Raw genomic sequence first — 15,650 nt, 5'->3', positions numbered from 1 at the left:
GCAAAAACCCAACCCAACCCTGTTCGTTGAGAGCCTTGACTCACTAAGCCCCATATGAGGGTGGGCAAAGCGAAGCGCGCCCACCATTCAAACTCCGCACGGGATGGTGGGCACGCTGCGCTTTGCCCACCCTACAATTCGTGTCGCTACTGCAGCCCGATCTGCGTCAGGTCCTGGAACCAGTGCTGCGCCTGCACGAAGGTCTTGACCTTGGGCGACAGCGCATGCGGGTTGGTGTCGTGCACTACCCACACCAGCACGGCATCGTCGACGATCAGTGCATGCGCCTGCGCCAGCAGTTCGTCCTGCTTGGTGGTGTCGAAGGTCTGCTTGGCCTCGTCGATCAGCGCATCGACCTTCGGGTTCTTGTAGCCGCCCCAGTTGACGCCGACAGGCGCGATCTGGCCGGAATGGAAGAAGCGGACGATCGCGTAGAGCGGGTCCGAGGTCACATAGGCGATGTTGTTGGCGGTGATGCCGGCGTTCATCTCGTCGGCCGCGCCCTTGCGCCAATGCGTATAGAGAGTTTCGAGCTCGACCACCTTGAAGTCGACGTCGATGCCGATCTCCTTGAAGCTCTGCTGCAGGAATTCGTTCATCGGCAGCGACAGCATCTGTCCGGTGCCGCCCTGGGCGATGATGAAGGTCGTCTTCAGCGGCTTCTCCTTGGAGTAGCCGGCCTCCTGCACCAGCTTCTTGGCGGCGGCGAGATCATATTTGATGTCGAAGGTCGGCTTGCCGAACCATGGGCTCGAGGGGTCCACCTGGCCCTTGGCAGGTTTTGCCAATCCATTCATCAGCCCGACTACGGCATCGCGATCGATCGCGAGGTTCAGCGCTTTGCGCAGGCGGATGTCGGTCCAGGGCGAGCCGGGCAGCACGCTCAGATGATAGTTCCAGACATGCGGGGTGACGTTGTCGACGATCTTCATGCCGGCGGCCTTGAGCTGCGGCACGGCGTCAGGCGCCGGCGTCTCGATCAGGTCGACCTGCCCTGCGAGCAGCGCGTTGGTGCGGGTCAATGCCTCCGGCATCGGGATCAGCACCATCTTGTCGACCTTGGGGAGGCGCTTCTTGTTCCAATAGTCCTCGTTCTTGGTGAGCTCGGCGAGTTCGCGCGGCACGAGCTTGGTCAGCTTGAACGGGCCGGTGCCGGAAGGCTGGCTTGCGAACTTGTCCCAGTCCTTGCCGAGCTTTTCATATTGCGCGGGGCTCGAGACCAGGAACCAGAGCATCTGGTAGGGGAAGAAGGAGTCGACCGTCTTGGTCGTGATCTCCACGGTGAAATCGTCGATCTTGGCGTAGCTCGCGACCGAGGGCAGGCGGGTCTTCACCTGCGCGCTCTGCCGCTTGTCGAATTGCGGTGCCTTGTCGTTCAGCACTTTGTCCAGATTCCAGATCACGGCATCGGCGTTGAAGTCGCTGCCGTCGTGGAACTTGACGCCCTTGCGCAGCGTGAAGCGCCACTTGGTCTTGTCCTTGTCGTCGACTTTCCATTCCGTGGCGAGGCCGGGCACCAGTTTGCCCGGCCGGTCGGCGACATCCATCTCCCAGGCGACGAGCGGATCGTAGATCGTATAGGCGGTGAATTGATAGGCACCTGCGCCGCGATCGGGCTGGCCGGTCGTGAGCGGGATATCCGCCATCGAGATTCCGTAGCGCACCACGGATTCGGCTTGCGCCGGCTTGCTGCTCCAGCCTGCGCCGATGGCAAGCGCCAAAGCAGCTACGAGAATCGAATATCGGGTGCGCATGTTACCAAAGCTCCGTTGACGTATTCCGAATACCGGATGCCAACCAAGCAAGCTTGATGCCAGAATAGGCACATCTTTCCGTCCCGCGGCACGGACTGAGAAGAATCGACGCATCCCGGGGCGATTTTCCGCAGAACTATTCCCCTTGGCACAGGCATTGCATACGATTGCCCAACAATTAATCACCCGAAGTTGAAGAAGGGACCTTTGCAATGCGTACTGAGAGAACCAAAGCGATGGCGCTGGCGGCGGCGCTGGCGATTGCGCTGGCCGCCCTGCCGCGCGCAGCCGGCGCCGAAACAGTGCTGCGCATCGGCATGACCGCTGCCGATATTCCGCGCACACTCGGGCAGCCCGATCAGGGCTTCGAGGGCAACCGCTTCACCGGGCTCACGATGTACGACGCGCTGACGATGTGGGACCTGTCGTCGGCCGACAAGGCGAGCGTCGTCATCCCCGGCCTTGCGACCGAGTGGAAGGTCGACGATGCCGACAAGAAGAAATGGATCTTCAAGCTGCGTCCCGGCGTCACCTTCCATGACGGCTCGCCGTTCAATGCCGATGCCGTTGTCTGGAATGTCGACAAGGTGCTCAAGCAGGATGCACCGCAGTTCGATCCGAGCCAGGTCGGCGTCACCGCCTCGCGCATGCCGACGCTGGCCTCGGCCCGCAAGATCGACGACATGACGGTCGAACTCACCACCAAGGAGCCGGACAGCTTCCTGCCGATCAACCTGACCAACCTGTTCATGGCGAGCCCGGCAAAGTGGCAGAAGTTCTATGACACTTCCGAAGGCGCCGATGCGAAGGCGAAATCGCAGGCCGCCTGGGCTGCCTTCGCCAAGGACGCTTCGGGCACCGGCCCGTGGAAGATGACGAAATTCACGCCGCGCGAGCGGCTCGAACTCGCCAAGAACGCTGCCTATTGGGACAAGGCGCGCGTTCCCAAGGTCGACAAGATGGTGCTGCTGCCGATGCCGGAAGCCAATGCGCGCACCGCGGCGCTGCTCTCCGGTCAGGTCGATTGGGTCGAGGCGCCGGCACCCGACGCGCTGCCCGAGATCAAGCAGCGCGGCTTTGTCCTTTATAGCAATGAAGAGCCGCATGTCTGGCCGTGGCAGTTCTCCCGCATCGAGGGTTCGCCGTGGAACGATATCCGCGTCCGCAAGGCTGCCAATCTCTGCGTCGATCGCGAAGGTCTGCGCGACGGCCTGCTCGCCGGGTTGATGGTGCCTGCGACCGGCACGTTCGAACCGGGCCATCCCTGGCGCGGCAATCCGACCTTCCAGATCAAATACGACAAGCCTGCCGCGCAGAAGCTGATGCAGGAAGCGGGCTATGGTCCGAACAAGAAGCTGACGGTGAAGATCCAGACATCGGCGTCAGGTTCAGGCCAGATGCTGCCATTGCCGATGAATGAATATCTGCAGCAGGCGCTCGCCGAATGCTATTTCGACGTGCAGCTCGACGTGATCGAATGGAACACGCTGTTCACCAACTGGCGGCGCGGTGCCAAGGATCCGACCGCCAATGGCTCGAACGCGACCAACGTCACCTATGCGGCGATGGATCCGTTCTTCGCGCTGGTGCGCTTCCTGCAGTCGTCGATGGCGCCGCCGGTGTCGAACAACTGGGGCTATATCAACAACCCCAAATTCGATGAACTGGTGACCAAGGCCCGCCAGAGCTTTGATCCCGCCGCGCGCGATGCGGCGCTCGCCGAGCTGCATGCGGCCTCCGTCGACGACGCCGCGTTCCTTTACGTCGCGCACGACGTCGCGCCGCGCGCGATGAGCGCGAAGGTCAAGGGCTTCGTGCAGCCGAAGAGCTGGTTCGTCGACTTCTCGCCGGTCTCGATGACGCAATAGGCGCAAGTTGCGCTGTTCACCCTCTCCCCTTGTGGGAGAGGGTGGCTTCGCGGAACGCGAAGCCGGGTGAGGGGTCTGCCTCCGCGGATAGAGGCCTCTCCTTAGCATTAGCATCCGCGGATAGAACCCCTCATCCGGCGCGCATTTCATGCGCGCCACCTTCTCCCACAAGGGGAGAAGGGAAGAAGCGAGTGACTCGTGTTTACCTATATCGCCAGACGCATCGTCTATGTGATCCCGATCGTCATCAGCGTCGCGCTGGTGTGTTTCCTGCTCGTGCATATCACGCCCGGCGATCCCCTGGTCGCGGTGCTGCCGGCCGACGCCTCGCAGGAACTGGCGCAGCAATTGCGCACCGCCTATGGCTTCGACCGTCCGCTGCCGGTGCAGTTCGGGCTATGGCTGTGGCGCGCTGTGCACGGTGATCTCGGCAATTCCATCGCGACCGGCCGGCCCGTGCTGTCGGAGGTGATGCGCGCCGTCAGCAACACTGTGATGCTCGCGATCTTTGCCGCGATGATCGGCTTCACGCTCGGGCTATTGTTCGGGCTGATCGCCGGCTATTTCCGCGATAGCTGGATCGACAAGCTCGCGACTTCCTTTGCGATCGCCGGCGTCTCGGTGCCGCATTACTGGCTCGGCATGGTGCTGGTGATCATCTTCTCGGTGCAGCTCAACTGGCTGCCCGCGGTCGGCGCCGGTCCCGGCGGCTCCGGCGCCTGGGCATGGGATTGGGACCACTTGCGCTATCTGATCCTGCCTGCGGTCACGAGCTCGGTGATCCCGATGGGGATCGTCACCCGCACGGTGCGCGCGCTGACCGGCGATATCCTGTCGCAGGATTTCGTCGAGGCCTTGCGCGCCAAGGGCCTGCGCGAGACCAACGTGTTCCGCCACGTCATCAAGAACGCGGCCCCCACAGCGCTCGCGGTGATGGGATTGCAGCTCGGCTACATGCTCGGCGGCTCGATCCTGATCGAGACCGTGTTCTCCTGGCCGGGCTCGGGATTGCTGTTGAACTCCGCGATCTTCCAGCGCGACCTGCCGCTGTTGCAGGGCACGATCCTGGTGCTGGCGCTGTTCTTCGTGCTGCTCAACCTCCTGGTCGATATCACGCAGGCCGCGATCGACCCGCGGATCAAGCGAGGCTAGCGCGATGAGTACGATCACCGATCTCGCACTGCAAGCAGCCCCCGCGACGAAGGCGCGAGGCTATTGGGCTACCGTCGGCCGCCGCATCATGCGCGACAAGGTCAGCATGGCCTGCGCGCTCATCTTGATCCTGATCTTTGCGGCGGCACTGTTCGCGCCATGGCTCGGGCTCGCCGATCCCTACCAGGGCTCGATGATTCGCCGCCTGCGCCACATCGGTACATCAGGCTATCTGCTCGGCACCGACGAGCTCGGCCGCGATATGCTGTCGCGTCTCGTCTATGGCGGGCGGCTGTCGCTGATCATCGGCATCCTGCCTGTCATCTTGGCCTTCGTGATCGGCACCGGTCTTGGGCTGGTTGCGGGCTATGTTGGCGGCAAGCTCAATACCGCGATCATGCGCACCATCGACGTGTTCTACGCCTTCCCCTCGGTGCTGCTCGCGATCGCGATCTCCGGCGCGCTTGGCGCGGGCATCGTCAACTCCATCGTGTCGCTCACCGTCGTGTTCGTGCCGCAGATCACCCGCGTCGCCGAAAGCGTCACGACCGGCGTGCGCAACATGGATTTCGTCGAAGCCGCGCGCGCCTCCGGTGCGGGTCCGCTCACCATCATGCGCGTGCACATGCTCGGCAACGTGCTGGGCCCGATCTTCGTTTACGCGACCGGCCTGATCTCGGTGTCGATGATCCTCGCCGCGGGCCTGTCGTTCCTCGGCCTCGGCACCAAGCCGCCGGAGCCGGAATGGGGCCTGATGCTGAACACGCTGCGCACCGCGATCTACGTCAACCCCTGGGTCGCGGCGCTGCCGGGTGTGATGATCTTCGCAGTCTCGATCTGCTTCAACCTGTTGAGCGACGGCATGCGCAGCGCCATGGATATCCGGAACTGAGGCATGAGCGAGATGCATTCACACATCGACATGCTTGCCCCCGTGGAGGACGTCGGCGGCGCCGCGCAGCCGCTGCTTCAGGTGAACGGCCTGACCAAACACTTCCCGGTGCGCGGCGAATTGTTCGGCGCGCGCAAGACCGTGCGGGCGGTCGACAATGTCTCCTTCACGATCGCCAAGGGCGAGACCGTCGGCATCGTCGGCGAGTCCGGCTGCGGCAAGTCGACCACCGCGCGGCTCCTGATGCACCTGATGAAGCGCGATGCCGGCGAAATCATCTATGACGGCATGCAGGTCGGCCGCGCATTGTCGCTACGCGAATTGCGCAGGGGCATGCAGATGGTGTTCCAGGACAGCTACGCCTCGCTCAATCCGCGCCTCACCATCGAGGAATCCATCGCCTTCGGCCCGAAGGTGCATGGCATGGCAGATAGCGCGGCGCGCGCGCTGGCGCGAGAGCTGCTCGGCAAGGTGGGCCTGCGGCCGGAAAACTTCGCCAACCGCTATCCGCACGAAATCTCCGGCGGCCAGCGCCAGCGCGTCAACATCGCGCGTGCGTTGGCGCTGTCGCCTCGGCTGGTGATCCTGGATGAAGCCGTCTCCGCGCTCGACAAATCGGTCGAGGCGCAGGTGCTCAACCTGCTCGCGGACCTCAAGCGCGAGTTCGGGCTGACCTATCTCTTCATCAGCCACGACCTCAATGTCGTCCGCTACATCTCCGACCGCGTGCTCGTGATGTATCTCGGCGAAGTCGTCGAGCTCGGCCCGGTCGATAAAGTGTGGGATCAACCTGCGCATCCCTACACGCGCGCGCTGCTGGCGGCGATGCCGTCCTCCGATCCGGACAAGCGCACCGAGGTGCCGCCGATCTCGGGCGATCCGCCGAACCCGATCGATCCGCCGCCGGGCTGCCGGTTTCACACCCGCTGCCCGTTTGCGGAGCCGCTCTGCGCAAAAGCCACTCCACAACTGACCACGCTCGATAGTACGGGTCATCAGGCGGCGTGCTACATGGCTATTCCGGGCTCGGGGCATAGCCGCGCACCGGCAAGGGAGGAAGAGGCGGCATGACGAAACCCAGTCCGAAGGAAGCCATGGCGATGGCCGACGTCGCGGGCGTTCCCGTCGACGGCGAAGTCGCGGCGCGGATTTCCAATTCGATCAGCCCGGCTTTCGCCGGCTTTGCGCCGGTCGCCGGCACGCTGCCGTTCGATCTCGAGCCCGCGAGCTTCCTCCTCGCGCAGACCGCGAAGGTGTCGAAATGAGCAGCGAACTTGCCTTGATGTCGCTGACCGCAGTCACGAAAGCGATCGCCGAGAAGAAAGTCTCATCGCGCGAGGTGACGCGAGCCTTGCTGCACCGCATCGCGGAGTGGCAGCCCAACCTCAACGCCTTCATGGCCATCGAGTCCGAACAGGCGCTCGCCGCCGCCGATGAAGCGGATGCGGAACTCGCGAAGGGCAGGAGCCGCGGCGTCCTCCACGGCGTGCCGCTCGCGCACAAGGACATGTATTACGAGGCCGGCAAGGTCGTGACCTGCGGCTCGCTGATCCGCCGCGACTTTGTCGCCAAGACCACGGCGACCGCGCTGCAGCGATTGAAGGATGCCGGAACCATCCGGCTCGGCTCGCTGCAGATGGTCGAGTTCGCCTATGGCCCGACCGGCCACAATGTGCATTACGGCCCGGTCCATAATCCCTGGAATGTCGACCACATCACCGGCGGCTCCTCCTCCGGCTCCGGTTCGGCGGTTGCCGCGCGACTGACATTTGCGGCGCTGGGATCGGACACGGGCGGCTCGGTCCGCATGCCCGCGCATTTCTGCGGCGTCACCGGACTGAAGACGACCGTCGGCCGCGTCAGCCGCGCCGGCGCAATGCCGCTGTCGCAATCGCTCGACACCGTCGGCCCCCTGGCGCAGACCGCCGAGGATTGCGCGCTGCTGCTCGGCCTGATGGCAGGTAGCGACCCTGAGGATCCGACCGCCTCGACGCTGCCGGTGCCGGATTATCTCGAAGCCGCCAAGGGCTCGCTGAAAGGCCTCAAGATCGGCCTGCCGACTGCCTTCTATGTCGACGATCTCGATTCCGAGGTGGCGCGCATCCTCGACGAGACCATCGCCGTCCTCAAGCGCGAGGGCGCCGAGATCGTCAAGGTCGAGTTGCCCGACCAGCGCCAGCTCAGTTCGGCATCCCAGATCGTGCTTGCCGCCGAGGCGGCCGCCTTCCACAAGCGCTGGATGATCGAGCGTCCGCAGGATTACGGCGCGCAGGTGTTGATGCGGCTGCAGAACGGGCTCGCGGTTCCCGCCGTCAGCTATCTCGAGGCGATGCGCTGGCGCGGCCCGGCCCTTGCGGCCTACAATGCCGCGGTTGCCGGCTTGGATGCGGTGATTGCCCCGGCAGCGCCGGTGCCTGCGCCGACGATCGCCGAGAGCGATGTCGGCAATGGCCCTGGCGCCGAGGCGGTGATCCAGCGGCTGACGCGCTTCACCCGCCCGGTCAACTATCTCGGCCTGCCGTCGCTGGCGATCCCCTCGGGCTTCACCCGTGCAGGGCTCCCGGTCGGCATGCAACTGATCGGCCGCTCCTTCGAGGAAGCCACGCTGCTCCGCATCGGCGCGGCGTTCCAGCGGACCACCGATTTCCACGCCAAGGTGCCGAAGCTCGCATGACCAATCTTGTCGAAGTCCGGGATCTCAACATCCGCTTCACCGGCGAACGCACGGTGCACGCCGTCAATGATCTGAGCCTCTCGCTCGGTGAGGGCGAGGTGCTCGGCCTGCTCGGCGAATCCGGCTCCGGCAAGAGCGTCACGCTGCGCGCGTTGATGCGGCTGTTGCCGAAGAAGCGGACGCAGATCTCGGGCAGCGTCAAGGTGCTGGGACAGGACGTGCTGGCGATGGACGACGAGGCGCTGTCGAATTTTCGCGGCCAGACCGTCTCGATGATCTTCCAGGAGCCGGCGCTCGCGCTTGATCCGGTCTACACCATCGGCCGCCAGATCGCGGAAACCGTGATGCGGCATGAGGGCAAGAGCGAGCGCGAGGCGACGGCGCGTGCGCTCGAGATGCTGGAGGTGGTGCGCATTCCCTCCGCCAAGCGCCGGCTCGAATCCTATCCGCACGAGATGTCAGGCGGCATGCGCCAGCGCGCGATGATTGCGCTTGCGCTCGCCTGCAAGCCGAAGATCCTGCTCGCGGACGAGCCGACCACCGCGCTCGATGCCACCGTGCAGATCCAGATCCTGCTCCTGCTGCGCGAGTTACAGCGCGAATTCGGCATGTCCGTGATCTTCGTGACCCACGACATCGGGGTCGCGATCGAGATCTGCGACCGCGTCGCCGTCATGTATGCCGGGCAGATCGTCGAGCAGGGCAGTCTCCGTGGCATCGTGCGTTCTCCGGTCCATCCCTACGCCAAGGGCCTGCTGGCCTCGACCATCCATGGCGCCAAGCGCGGGGAGCGGCTGGAGACGATCCCGGGCACGCCCCCCTCGCTCGACCGTGCGCCGACCAGTTGCTCCTTCGCGCCGCGCTGCAGCCAGGCGCAGCCGCGCTGCTCCGAGCAGTTGCCGCCCGCCGTGCAGGTCACGCCGGACCGCATCGCGCGGTGCGTGCTGGCCGAAGTCTCTCTCCGTAGCCCGGGTGAAGCGCTAGCGTAACCCGGGGACCACTCGCCAACGCCGACGCAGTTGTCCCGGGTTTCGCGTTCCGCTCCACCCGGGCTACGAAGTCGGCGGCCGTCATTAACCTTCCTGGACCTGACGGTTGCGCAGTGCGGAACTGCGCCGAAATTAACGCAACCAGAATGCGGCTGCCGCGACATAAATAGACGCTGGCCACAAACATCGGTAAAACGTGGTCAATACTTGACCCTTTTTGCAGAGATAAGCATTCATGGCAGCCGCTCCCGGCGTCCGGCGTTCCGAACTCGGCGATGCGCTGCGCGCCTGCCGCGCCGCCTTCATCGGCGTCGGCCTGATGAGCTGCGTGATCAACGTTCTGTATCTGACCGGCTCGATCTTCATGCTGGAGGTCTACGACCGCGTGCTGCCGAGCCGCAGCGTGCCGACCCTGGTCGGCCTGGTCGTGCTCGCCGCCGGCCTCTACATCGCCCAGGGCGTGCTTGATCTCCTGCGCGGACGGATCCTCGGGCGGATCGGCACCTCGCTGGACGAGGCGATCAATGCCCGTGTGTTCGACACCATCGTGCGCCTGCCGCTGCTGATGGGCAATCGCACCGAAGGCCTGCAGCCATTGCGCGATCTCGACAACGTCAGGTCGTTCCTCGGCAGCCAGGGGCCGGGCGCGTTCTTCGACCTGCCATGGCTGCCGCTCTATATGGCGATCTGCTTCGCCTTCCACTGGCTGCTCGGCGTCACCGCGCTGGTCGGCGCGATCATCCTGATCACGCTGACGCTGATCACCGAATTCATGTCGCGCAGCCCCGCCAAGGAGGCCATGACGCTCGCCGCCCGTCGCAACGATCTCGCGGCGGCGAGCCGCCGCAACGCTGAAGTGCTGGTTGCGATGGGCATGTCCGGCCGGCTGCAGCGGCGCTGGAGCGAGGCCAATGAGAATTATCTCGCGGGCAACCAGCGCGCGAGCGACGTTGCCGGCGGGCTCGGCGCGGTCGCCAAGGTGCTGCGGATGATGCTGCAGTCCGCGGTGCTCGCGGTCGGCGCCTATCTCGTCATCTTCCAGGAGGCGACCGGCGGCATCATCATCGCGGGTTCCATCCTCAGCGCCCGCGCACTGGCGCCGATCGATCTCGCGATCGCGCATTGGAAGGGGTTTGTCGCTGCGCGGCAGAGCTGGCATCGGCTCAGCCGGCTGCTGCAGCAGATGCCGCCGGCCGGCACTCAGACCGTGCTGCAGGCGCCGACCAAGCGGCTGTCGGTCGAGGCCGTCTCGCTTGCGGCACCGGGCGACCAGCGGGTGATCGTGGCCGACGTGGCGTTCGTGCTCGAAGCCGGCAGCGGCGTCGGCATCATCGGTCCCAGCGGCTCAGGCAAGTCATCGCTGGTGCGCGCACTGGTCGGCGTCTGGATGCCGTTCCGCGGCAAGGTGCGGCTCGACGGCGCCGCGCTCGACCAATGGTCGCCGGACGTGCTGGGCCGCTATGTCGGCTATCTGCCGCAGGACGTCGAACTGTTCGCGGGCACGGTGGCGCAGAACATCTGTCGCTTCGACGCGGAAGCGAAGTCGGACGACATCATCGCCGCCGCCAAGGAAGCCGGCGTGCACGAGATGATCATCAAGATGCGCGAGGGCTACGACACGCAGGTCGGCGAGCAGGGCACGGCGCTGTCGGCCGGCCAGGCGCAGCGGATCGCGCTGGCGCGCGCGCTCTATGGCGATCCGTTCCTGATCGTGCTGGACGAGCCGAATTCCAATCTCGATAGCGAAGGCGACGAGGCGCTGACGCGGGCGGTGCGCTCGGCGCGCGAGCGCGGCGCCATTGTGGTGGTGGTGGCGCATCGGCCGATCGGGATCGAGGGCGTCGACCAGATCCTGGTGCTGAAGGAAGGCCGCATACAGGCCTTCGGCCCGAAGGAAACCGTGCTGGCGCAGGTGCTGCAGCCGCGCGTCGCCCCGGCGCCGCCGATCAAGATCGTCTCCGATGCGGGAGCCAAATCATGAGCGAAGAATCGCGCAGGGCGCAGCGCTCGATCCGGCTGCATCTGGTCGTTGGCCTCGTCGTCGTGCTGGTGGTGGCCGGCGGCTTCGGCGGCTGGGCTTCCACCGTGCCGATCTCGGGCGCCTTGATCGCGCCGGGCTCGGTGGTGGTCGATTCCAACGTCAAGAAGGTGCAGCACCCGACCGGCGGCGTGGTCGGCGAGGTGCGCGTGCGCGACGGCGACCTCGTCAAGACCGGCGACATCGTGGTGCGGCTGGACGAGACGGTGGTGAAGGCGAGCCTTGCGATCGTGGTCAAGACGCTCAACGGGCTCTATGCGCGCGCGGCGCGTCTGGAGGCCGAGCAGCAGGGCCGCGACAGGATCGTCTTTCCGAAGGTCTTGGCCGGCCGCGCCGAGGATCCCGACGTCCGCGACGTCCTGGCGAGCGAAACCAAGCTGTTCGAGGTCCGCGTCAACGGCCGCATCGGCCAGAGGGCGCAACTGCGCGAGCGCGTTACCCAGCTCAAGGAGGAGATCGAGGGCCTGAGGGCGCAGGAGGTCGCCAAGGACAAGGAGATCGAGCTGGTGCAGCAGGAGCTCGTCGGCGTCCGCCAGCTCTATGACCAGCGTCTGGTACAGCTCACGCGCCTGAACACGCTCGAGCGCGACGCTGCGCGGCTCGCCGGCGAACGGGCGCAATACATCGCTGCCCGCGCGCAGGCCAAGGGCAAGATCACCGAGACCGAGCTGCAGATCATCCAGGTCGACAAGGATATGCTGGCCGAGGTCTCCAAGGATCTGCGCGAGACCAACGACAAGATCGGCGAATTCGTCGAGCGCAAGGTGACTGCCGAAGACCAGCTTCGCCGCATCGACATCCGGGCGCCGCAGGACGGCATGGTGCTGCAGTCGACGGTGCACACCGTCGGCGGCGTGATCACCGCGGGCGATGCCATCATGATGATCGTGCCGCAGGCCGACGCTCTTTCGGTGGAGGCCAAGGTCAATCCGCAGGATATCGACAAGCTGCAGATCGGCCAGAAGACGCTCTTGCGCCTATCGGCCTTCAACCAGCGCACCACGCCGGAGATCAGCGGCGTCGTCAACCGCGTCTCGGCCGACGTCACCACCGACCAGCGCACCGGGCAGAGCTTCTACACCATCCGCGTCTCGATGCCGCCGGACGAGATCAAGCGCCTCGGCGACGTCAAGGTTATCCCGGGCATGCCGGTCGAAGCCTTCGTCCAGACCGGCGACCGCACCATGCTGTCCTATCTGATGAAGCCCCTGAGCGACCAGTTCATGCGCTCGTTCCGGGAGAAGTGAGTCTTGTCGTCCCGGGCTTAAGACGACGACGAGGAACTGCCGTGCCTCCTCTCCGTCATTGCGAGCGGAGCGAAGCAATCCATGCCTCCGCAAGTGGTGACATGGATTGCTTCGTCGCTATCGCTCCTCGCAATGACGGCAACACTTCACGTTGTCGCGCCCCCGTTCGTTGGGACCACGAGCTACCGTAAATTCTCCAGCAGCAAATTCAGCGCGGCCTTCGCGAACGCCTGCATGTTCGCTTGCCGGTCGCAGCTCGCGGTCTCGAGCGTGATCGCGGCCTCCACAGGCCCCGCTACCGCCATGCAGCTATGGCCCGCCGCGTCGCCATAGCGGTTGCCGGCCGGTCCCGCTGCGCCGGTCTCAGACAGGCCCCAGTCGGTCGCAAGGCGCGTGCGGATCTGGCTCGCGAGCAATTTTGCGTAAGGTTCCGATGCCGAGCGGATGCCCTTCATCGTCTCGTTGGGAATGTCCATCAGCACGCGCCGCGCATCGCGGGTATAGATCACGCCGCCGCCGATGAAATAGGCGGAGGCGCCGGGCACGGCGAGCAGCGCGGCGGAGATCAGGCCGCCGGTCGAGGATTCCGCCACTGCAATCGTCTGCTTCCGCTCGATTAGCCTCGCTGCAATCTTTTCCGCAATGGACACCAGTTCGTTCATCGGCCGCCTCTCTTGTTGTTTGCCATGAAAATTCTCCGGGGCGTCCTTCCTTCCTAGCACATCACTTCGGCTCCTGCCGAGTTGCGGGCTAGTGGCAGGCCTGCTTGAATGCAGAGCAATCAACGGGTGCGGCGCACGCGCTTAAACGAGGAAACGTCATGACGTCGCCGATCGGGGGTGGCGTGGATTGCGACCTGCATCCCGCCGTGCCCCATCTGACCAGCCTGTTGCCGTACATGAACGACTACTGGCGCGATCAGGTGACGACGCGCGGCATGACCGATCTGCTTTCGCAATCCTATCCGGTCAATTCGCCGATCTCGGCGCGGCCGGATTGGCGGCCGGCGCAGGGCAAGCCGGGCTCCGATCTTGCCGACGTGCAGCGTCAGGCGCTCGACAAGTTCGGCATCGCCTACGGCATCTGCAATCCGCTCTATGGCGTGCAGATGGTGTTCAGTGAGGACATGGCTGATACGTTCTGCCGCGCGCTGAACGACTGGCTCGCCAGGGAATGGCTCGACAAGGACGATCGGCTGCGCGGCTCGATCGTGATCCCCGTGCAGAGCATCGAGAAATCCGTGAGGGAGATCGAGCGCTGCGCCAGGGATCCGCGCTTCGTCCAGGTGCTGATGCTTGTTATGGGCGACATGCCCTTGGGCAAGCGGCACTATTGGCCGATCTATGCCGCGGCGGAGCGCCTGGGCTTGCCGATCGGCGTGCACGCCGGCAGCGCCTATCACAACCCGCCGACCTCGGTGGGCTGGGGTTCCTATCACATCGAGGATTATGTCGCGCAGGCGCAGGCGTTCCAGACGCAATTGACCAGCCTGATCGTCGAGGGTGTGTTCGCCCGCCATCCGAACCTGAAAATGGTGATGCTGGAAAGCGGCTTCACCTGGCTGCCGCCCTATCTCTGGCGCCTGCACAAGTTCTGGCGCGGCGTCCGCATGGAGACGCCGTGGGTCGATCGCGCGCCGCTGGAGATTGTGCGCAGCAACATCCGCTTCTCGCTGCAGCCGGTCGATGCGCCGCCGGAAGGCGAGACGCTGAACCGATTGTTCGACCATATGCAGTCGGACGAATTGCTCCTATTCTCGACCGACTATCCGCACTGGCAATTCGACGGCGACGAGGTGCTGCCGAAGGGGATTTCGCCCGACCTGGTCCGCAAGATCATGATCGACAATCCGCTCGCGACTTATAGCCGGTTGAAGCTACCTGTGAAGGAGACGACGCCATGAACGTCCAGATTCGTGAACGTCCCGATGCGGCATCGTCCACCAGCATCAAGACCGCGATCGCCGATTGCGACATCCATCCGGCGCGCGCTACCCAAACTGAGCTCTATCCATTCCTCGCCGAACGCTGGCACGCACATCTCGAAACCTTCGGTGTGCATCCCTATCAGGGCATAATGGGTGGCCCGCCCTATCCCAAGGCGCAGCCGAATGCGTCGCGCCGCGACGCCTATCCGCCGGAAGGCGGGCCGCAGGGCTCCTCGCTCTCCTTCATGCAGCAGCAGCATCTCGATCCGAACAATGTCGCGCTCGGCGTGCTCAACCCGCTCAACACCGGGCAGGGCATCCGCAATCAGGATCTGGCGGCGGCGATCTGTTCCGCGATCAACGACTGGCAGATCGAGAAATGGACCAGCAAGGACGCGCGCCTCAAGGGTTCTGTCGTCGTCGCCAATGAGGACGGGCAGGCCGCGGCCGCGGAAATCCGCAGGCGCGCCGGCGATGCGAACTTCGTGCAGGTGCTGCTGCTGAGCCGCAATGTCGAGCCGCTCGGCCAGCGCCGCTATTGGCCGATCTATGAGGCCGCGGAGGAAGCCGGGCTTCCGGTCGGCGTCCATGCCTTCGGCTTCGGCGGCAATCCCATCACCGCCTCCGGCTGGCCGAGCTTCTACATCGAGGAGATGGTCGGCCACTCGCAATGCCAGCAGACCGCGCTGGCGAGCCTCGTGCTCGAAGGCGTGTTCGAGCGTTTTTCGAAACTGAAGATGGTGATGGTCGAGGCCGGCTTCGGCTGGGCGCCGTCGCTGGCCTGGCGGCTCGACAAGGTGTTCGAGCGGCTCCATGCCGAGGTGCCGCATCTGAGGCGCAAGCCGTCGGACTATATCCGCGACCATATCTGGTGGACCACGCAGCCGATGGAGGATCCTGATAGCCGCGAGCATCTGTTCCAGATCATCGAGTGGATCGGCTGGGACAGGCTGTTGTTCGCGACCGACTACCCGCATTGGGACTATGACGAGCCCTCGCGCGTGCTGCCGGCCGGCGTCAGCGACGCCAACAAGCAGGCGTTCTATCTCGACAATGCGCGCAAGCTGTACGGGCTCGCATGATCCGGAAAAGTGGGAACCGGTTTTCCG

Annotated in this window: 13 protein-coding genes; 11 read left to right on the top strand and 2 right to left on the bottom strand. The window is 64.8% G+C overall.

Translation table 11 applies throughout. The features are described 5' to 3' along the window. Positions 1–146 precede the first annotated feature (146 nt). Positions 147–1,754, bottom strand: coding sequence for an ABC transporter substrate-binding protein (locus OZ411_RS21225; protein WP_282529522.1), 1,608 nt, complete (start codon positions 1,752–1,754; stop codon positions 147–149). 212 nt (positions 1,755–1,966) lie between these two features. Between OZ411_RS21225 and OZ411_RS21220 the strand changes: the two genes are divergently transcribed. The 9 genes from OZ411_RS21220 to OZ411_RS21180 all read left to right on the top strand — a co-directional run bounded on the left by OZ411_RS21220 (position 1,967) and on the right by OZ411_RS21180 (position 12,614). Continuing rightward, complete coding sequence (locus OZ411_RS21220; RefSeq protein WP_282529521.1) at positions 1,967–3,622, top strand: ABC transporter substrate-binding protein; 1,656 nt, start codon at positions 1,967–1,969, stop codon at positions 3,620–3,622. 198 nt (positions 3,623–3,820) lie between these two features. After that, positions 3,821–4,774 carry an ABC transporter permease gene (locus tag OZ411_RS21215; protein WP_282529520.1) on the top strand — a complete coding sequence of 318 codons (954 nt, stop codon included), beginning with the start codon at positions 3,821–3,823 and terminating at the stop codon, positions 4,772–4,774. A gap of 4 nt (positions 4,775–4,778) precedes the next feature. Beyond that, entirely contained in the window at positions 4,779–5,666 is an 888-nt protein-coding gene (locus tag OZ411_RS21210; RefSeq protein WP_130578282.1) for an ABC transporter permease, read from the top strand. A 3-nt stretch (positions 5,667–5,669) separates the two neighbouring features. Further along, positions 5,670–6,737 carry an ABC transporter ATP-binding protein gene (locus tag OZ411_RS21205; protein WP_282529519.1) on the top strand — a complete coding sequence of 356 codons (1,068 nt, stop codon included), beginning with the start codon at positions 5,670–5,672 and terminating at the stop codon, positions 6,735–6,737. Further along, positions 6,734–6,931 carry a hypothetical protein gene (locus OZ411_RS21200; protein WP_130578281.1) on the top strand — a complete coding sequence of 66 codons (198 nt, stop codon included), beginning with the start codon at positions 6,734–6,736 and terminating at the stop codon, positions 6,929–6,931. Before OZ411_RS21205 ends, OZ411_RS21200 begins: the two co-directional genes overlap by 4 nt. Beyond that, a complete protein-coding gene (locus tag OZ411_RS21195; RefSeq protein WP_282529518.1) occupies positions 6,928–8,340 on the top strand; it encodes an amidase in 1,413 nt (470 codons plus the stop codon). Before OZ411_RS21200 ends, OZ411_RS21195 begins: the two co-directional genes overlap by 4 nt. Then, positions 8,337–9,329 (top strand): ABC transporter ATP-binding protein, encoded by a 993-nt coding sequence (locus OZ411_RS21190; protein WP_130578279.1) that lies wholly within the window; start codon positions 8,337–8,339, stop codon positions 9,327–9,329. The genes OZ411_RS21195 and OZ411_RS21190 overlap by 4 nt, the downstream gene beginning before the upstream one ends. A gap of 235 nt (positions 9,330–9,564) precedes the next feature. Beyond that, on the top strand, positions 9,565–11,310 hold the full coding sequence (locus tag OZ411_RS21185; RefSeq protein WP_282529517.1) for a type I secretion system permease/ATPase: 1,746 nt from the start codon (positions 9,565–9,567) through the stop codon (positions 11,308–11,310). After that, positions 11,307–12,614, top strand: coding sequence for an HlyD family type I secretion periplasmic adaptor subunit (locus OZ411_RS21180; RefSeq protein WP_282529516.1), 1,308 nt, complete (start codon positions 11,307–11,309; stop codon positions 12,612–12,614). Before OZ411_RS21185 ends, OZ411_RS21180 begins: the two co-directional genes overlap by 4 nt. Positions 12,615–12,796: 182 nt before the next feature. Here the strand turns inward: OZ411_RS21180 and OZ411_RS21175 are convergent, their stop codons facing one another. Further along, a complete protein-coding gene (locus tag OZ411_RS21175) occupies positions 12,797–13,276 on the bottom strand; it encodes a CinA family protein (RefSeq protein ID WP_282529515.1) in 480 nt (159 codons plus the stop codon). 158 nt (positions 13,277–13,434) lie between these two features. Here OZ411_RS21175 and OZ411_RS21170 point away from each other — a divergent pair, with 158 nt between their 5' ends. Both OZ411_RS21170 and OZ411_RS21165 read left to right on the top strand, forming a co-directional pair. Further along, a complete protein-coding gene (locus OZ411_RS21170; protein ID WP_282529514.1) occupies positions 13,435–14,517 on the top strand; it encodes an amidohydrolase family protein in 1,083 nt (360 codons plus the stop codon). Further along, the gene (locus OZ411_RS21165; RefSeq protein WP_282529513.1) at positions 14,514–15,623 is read left to right on the top strand and encodes an amidohydrolase family protein; all 1,110 of its coding nucleotides are present in this window, start codon (positions 14,514–14,516) and stop codon (positions 15,621–15,623) included. The genes OZ411_RS21170 and OZ411_RS21165 overlap by 4 nt, the downstream gene beginning before the upstream one ends. Positions 15,624–15,650 lie beyond the last annotated feature (27 nt).

The organism is Bradyrhizobium sp. Arg237L, from assembly GCF_029990105.1.
Classification (GTDB): Bacteria; Pseudomonadota; Alphaproteobacteria; order Rhizobiales; family Xanthobacteraceae; genus Bradyrhizobium.
This window is presented reverse-complemented; position numbering and strand designations above follow the sequence as displayed.

Coding starts and splice junctions, on each gene's coding strand:
- OZ411_RS21225 (WP_282529522.1), bottom strand. CDS start 1,754: ATGCGCACCCGATATTCGATTCTCGTAGCTGCTTTGGCGCTTGCCATC.
- OZ411_RS21220 (WP_282529521.1), top strand. CDS start 1,967: ATGCGTACTGAGAGAACCAAAGCGATGGCGCTGGCGGCGGCGCTGGCG.
- OZ411_RS21210 (WP_130578282.1), top strand. CDS start 4,779: ATGAGTACGATCACCGATCTCGCACTGCAAGCAGCCCCCGCGACGAAG.
- OZ411_RS21205 (WP_282529519.1), top strand. CDS start 5,670: ATGAGCGAGATGCATTCACACATCGACATGCTTGCCCCCGTGGAGGAC.
- OZ411_RS21200 (WP_130578281.1), top strand. CDS start 6,734: ATGACGAAACCCAGTCCGAAGGAAGCCATGGCGATGGCCGACGTCGCG.
- OZ411_RS21195 (WP_282529518.1), top strand. CDS start 6,928: ATGAGCAGCGAACTTGCCTTGATGTCGCTGACCGCAGTCACGAAAGCG.
- OZ411_RS21190 (WP_130578279.1), top strand. CDS start 8,337: ATGACCAATCTTGTCGAAGTCCGGGATCTCAACATCCGCTTCACCGGC.
- OZ411_RS21185 (WP_282529517.1), top strand. CDS start 9,565: ATGGCAGCCGCTCCCGGCGTCCGGCGTTCCGAACTCGGCGATGCGCTG.
- OZ411_RS21180 (WP_282529516.1), top strand. CDS start 11,307: ATGAGCGAAGAATCGCGCAGGGCGCAGCGCTCGATCCGGCTGCATCTG.
- OZ411_RS21175 (WP_282529515.1), bottom strand. CDS start 13,276: ATGAACGAACTGGTGTCCATTGCGGAAAAGATTGCAGCGAGGCTAATC.
- OZ411_RS21170 (WP_282529514.1), top strand. CDS start 13,435: ATGACGTCGCCGATCGGGGGTGGCGTGGATTGCGACCTGCATCCCGCC.
- OZ411_RS21165 (WP_282529513.1), top strand. CDS start 14,514: ATGAACGTCCAGATTCGTGAACGTCCCGATGCGGCATCGTCCACCAGC.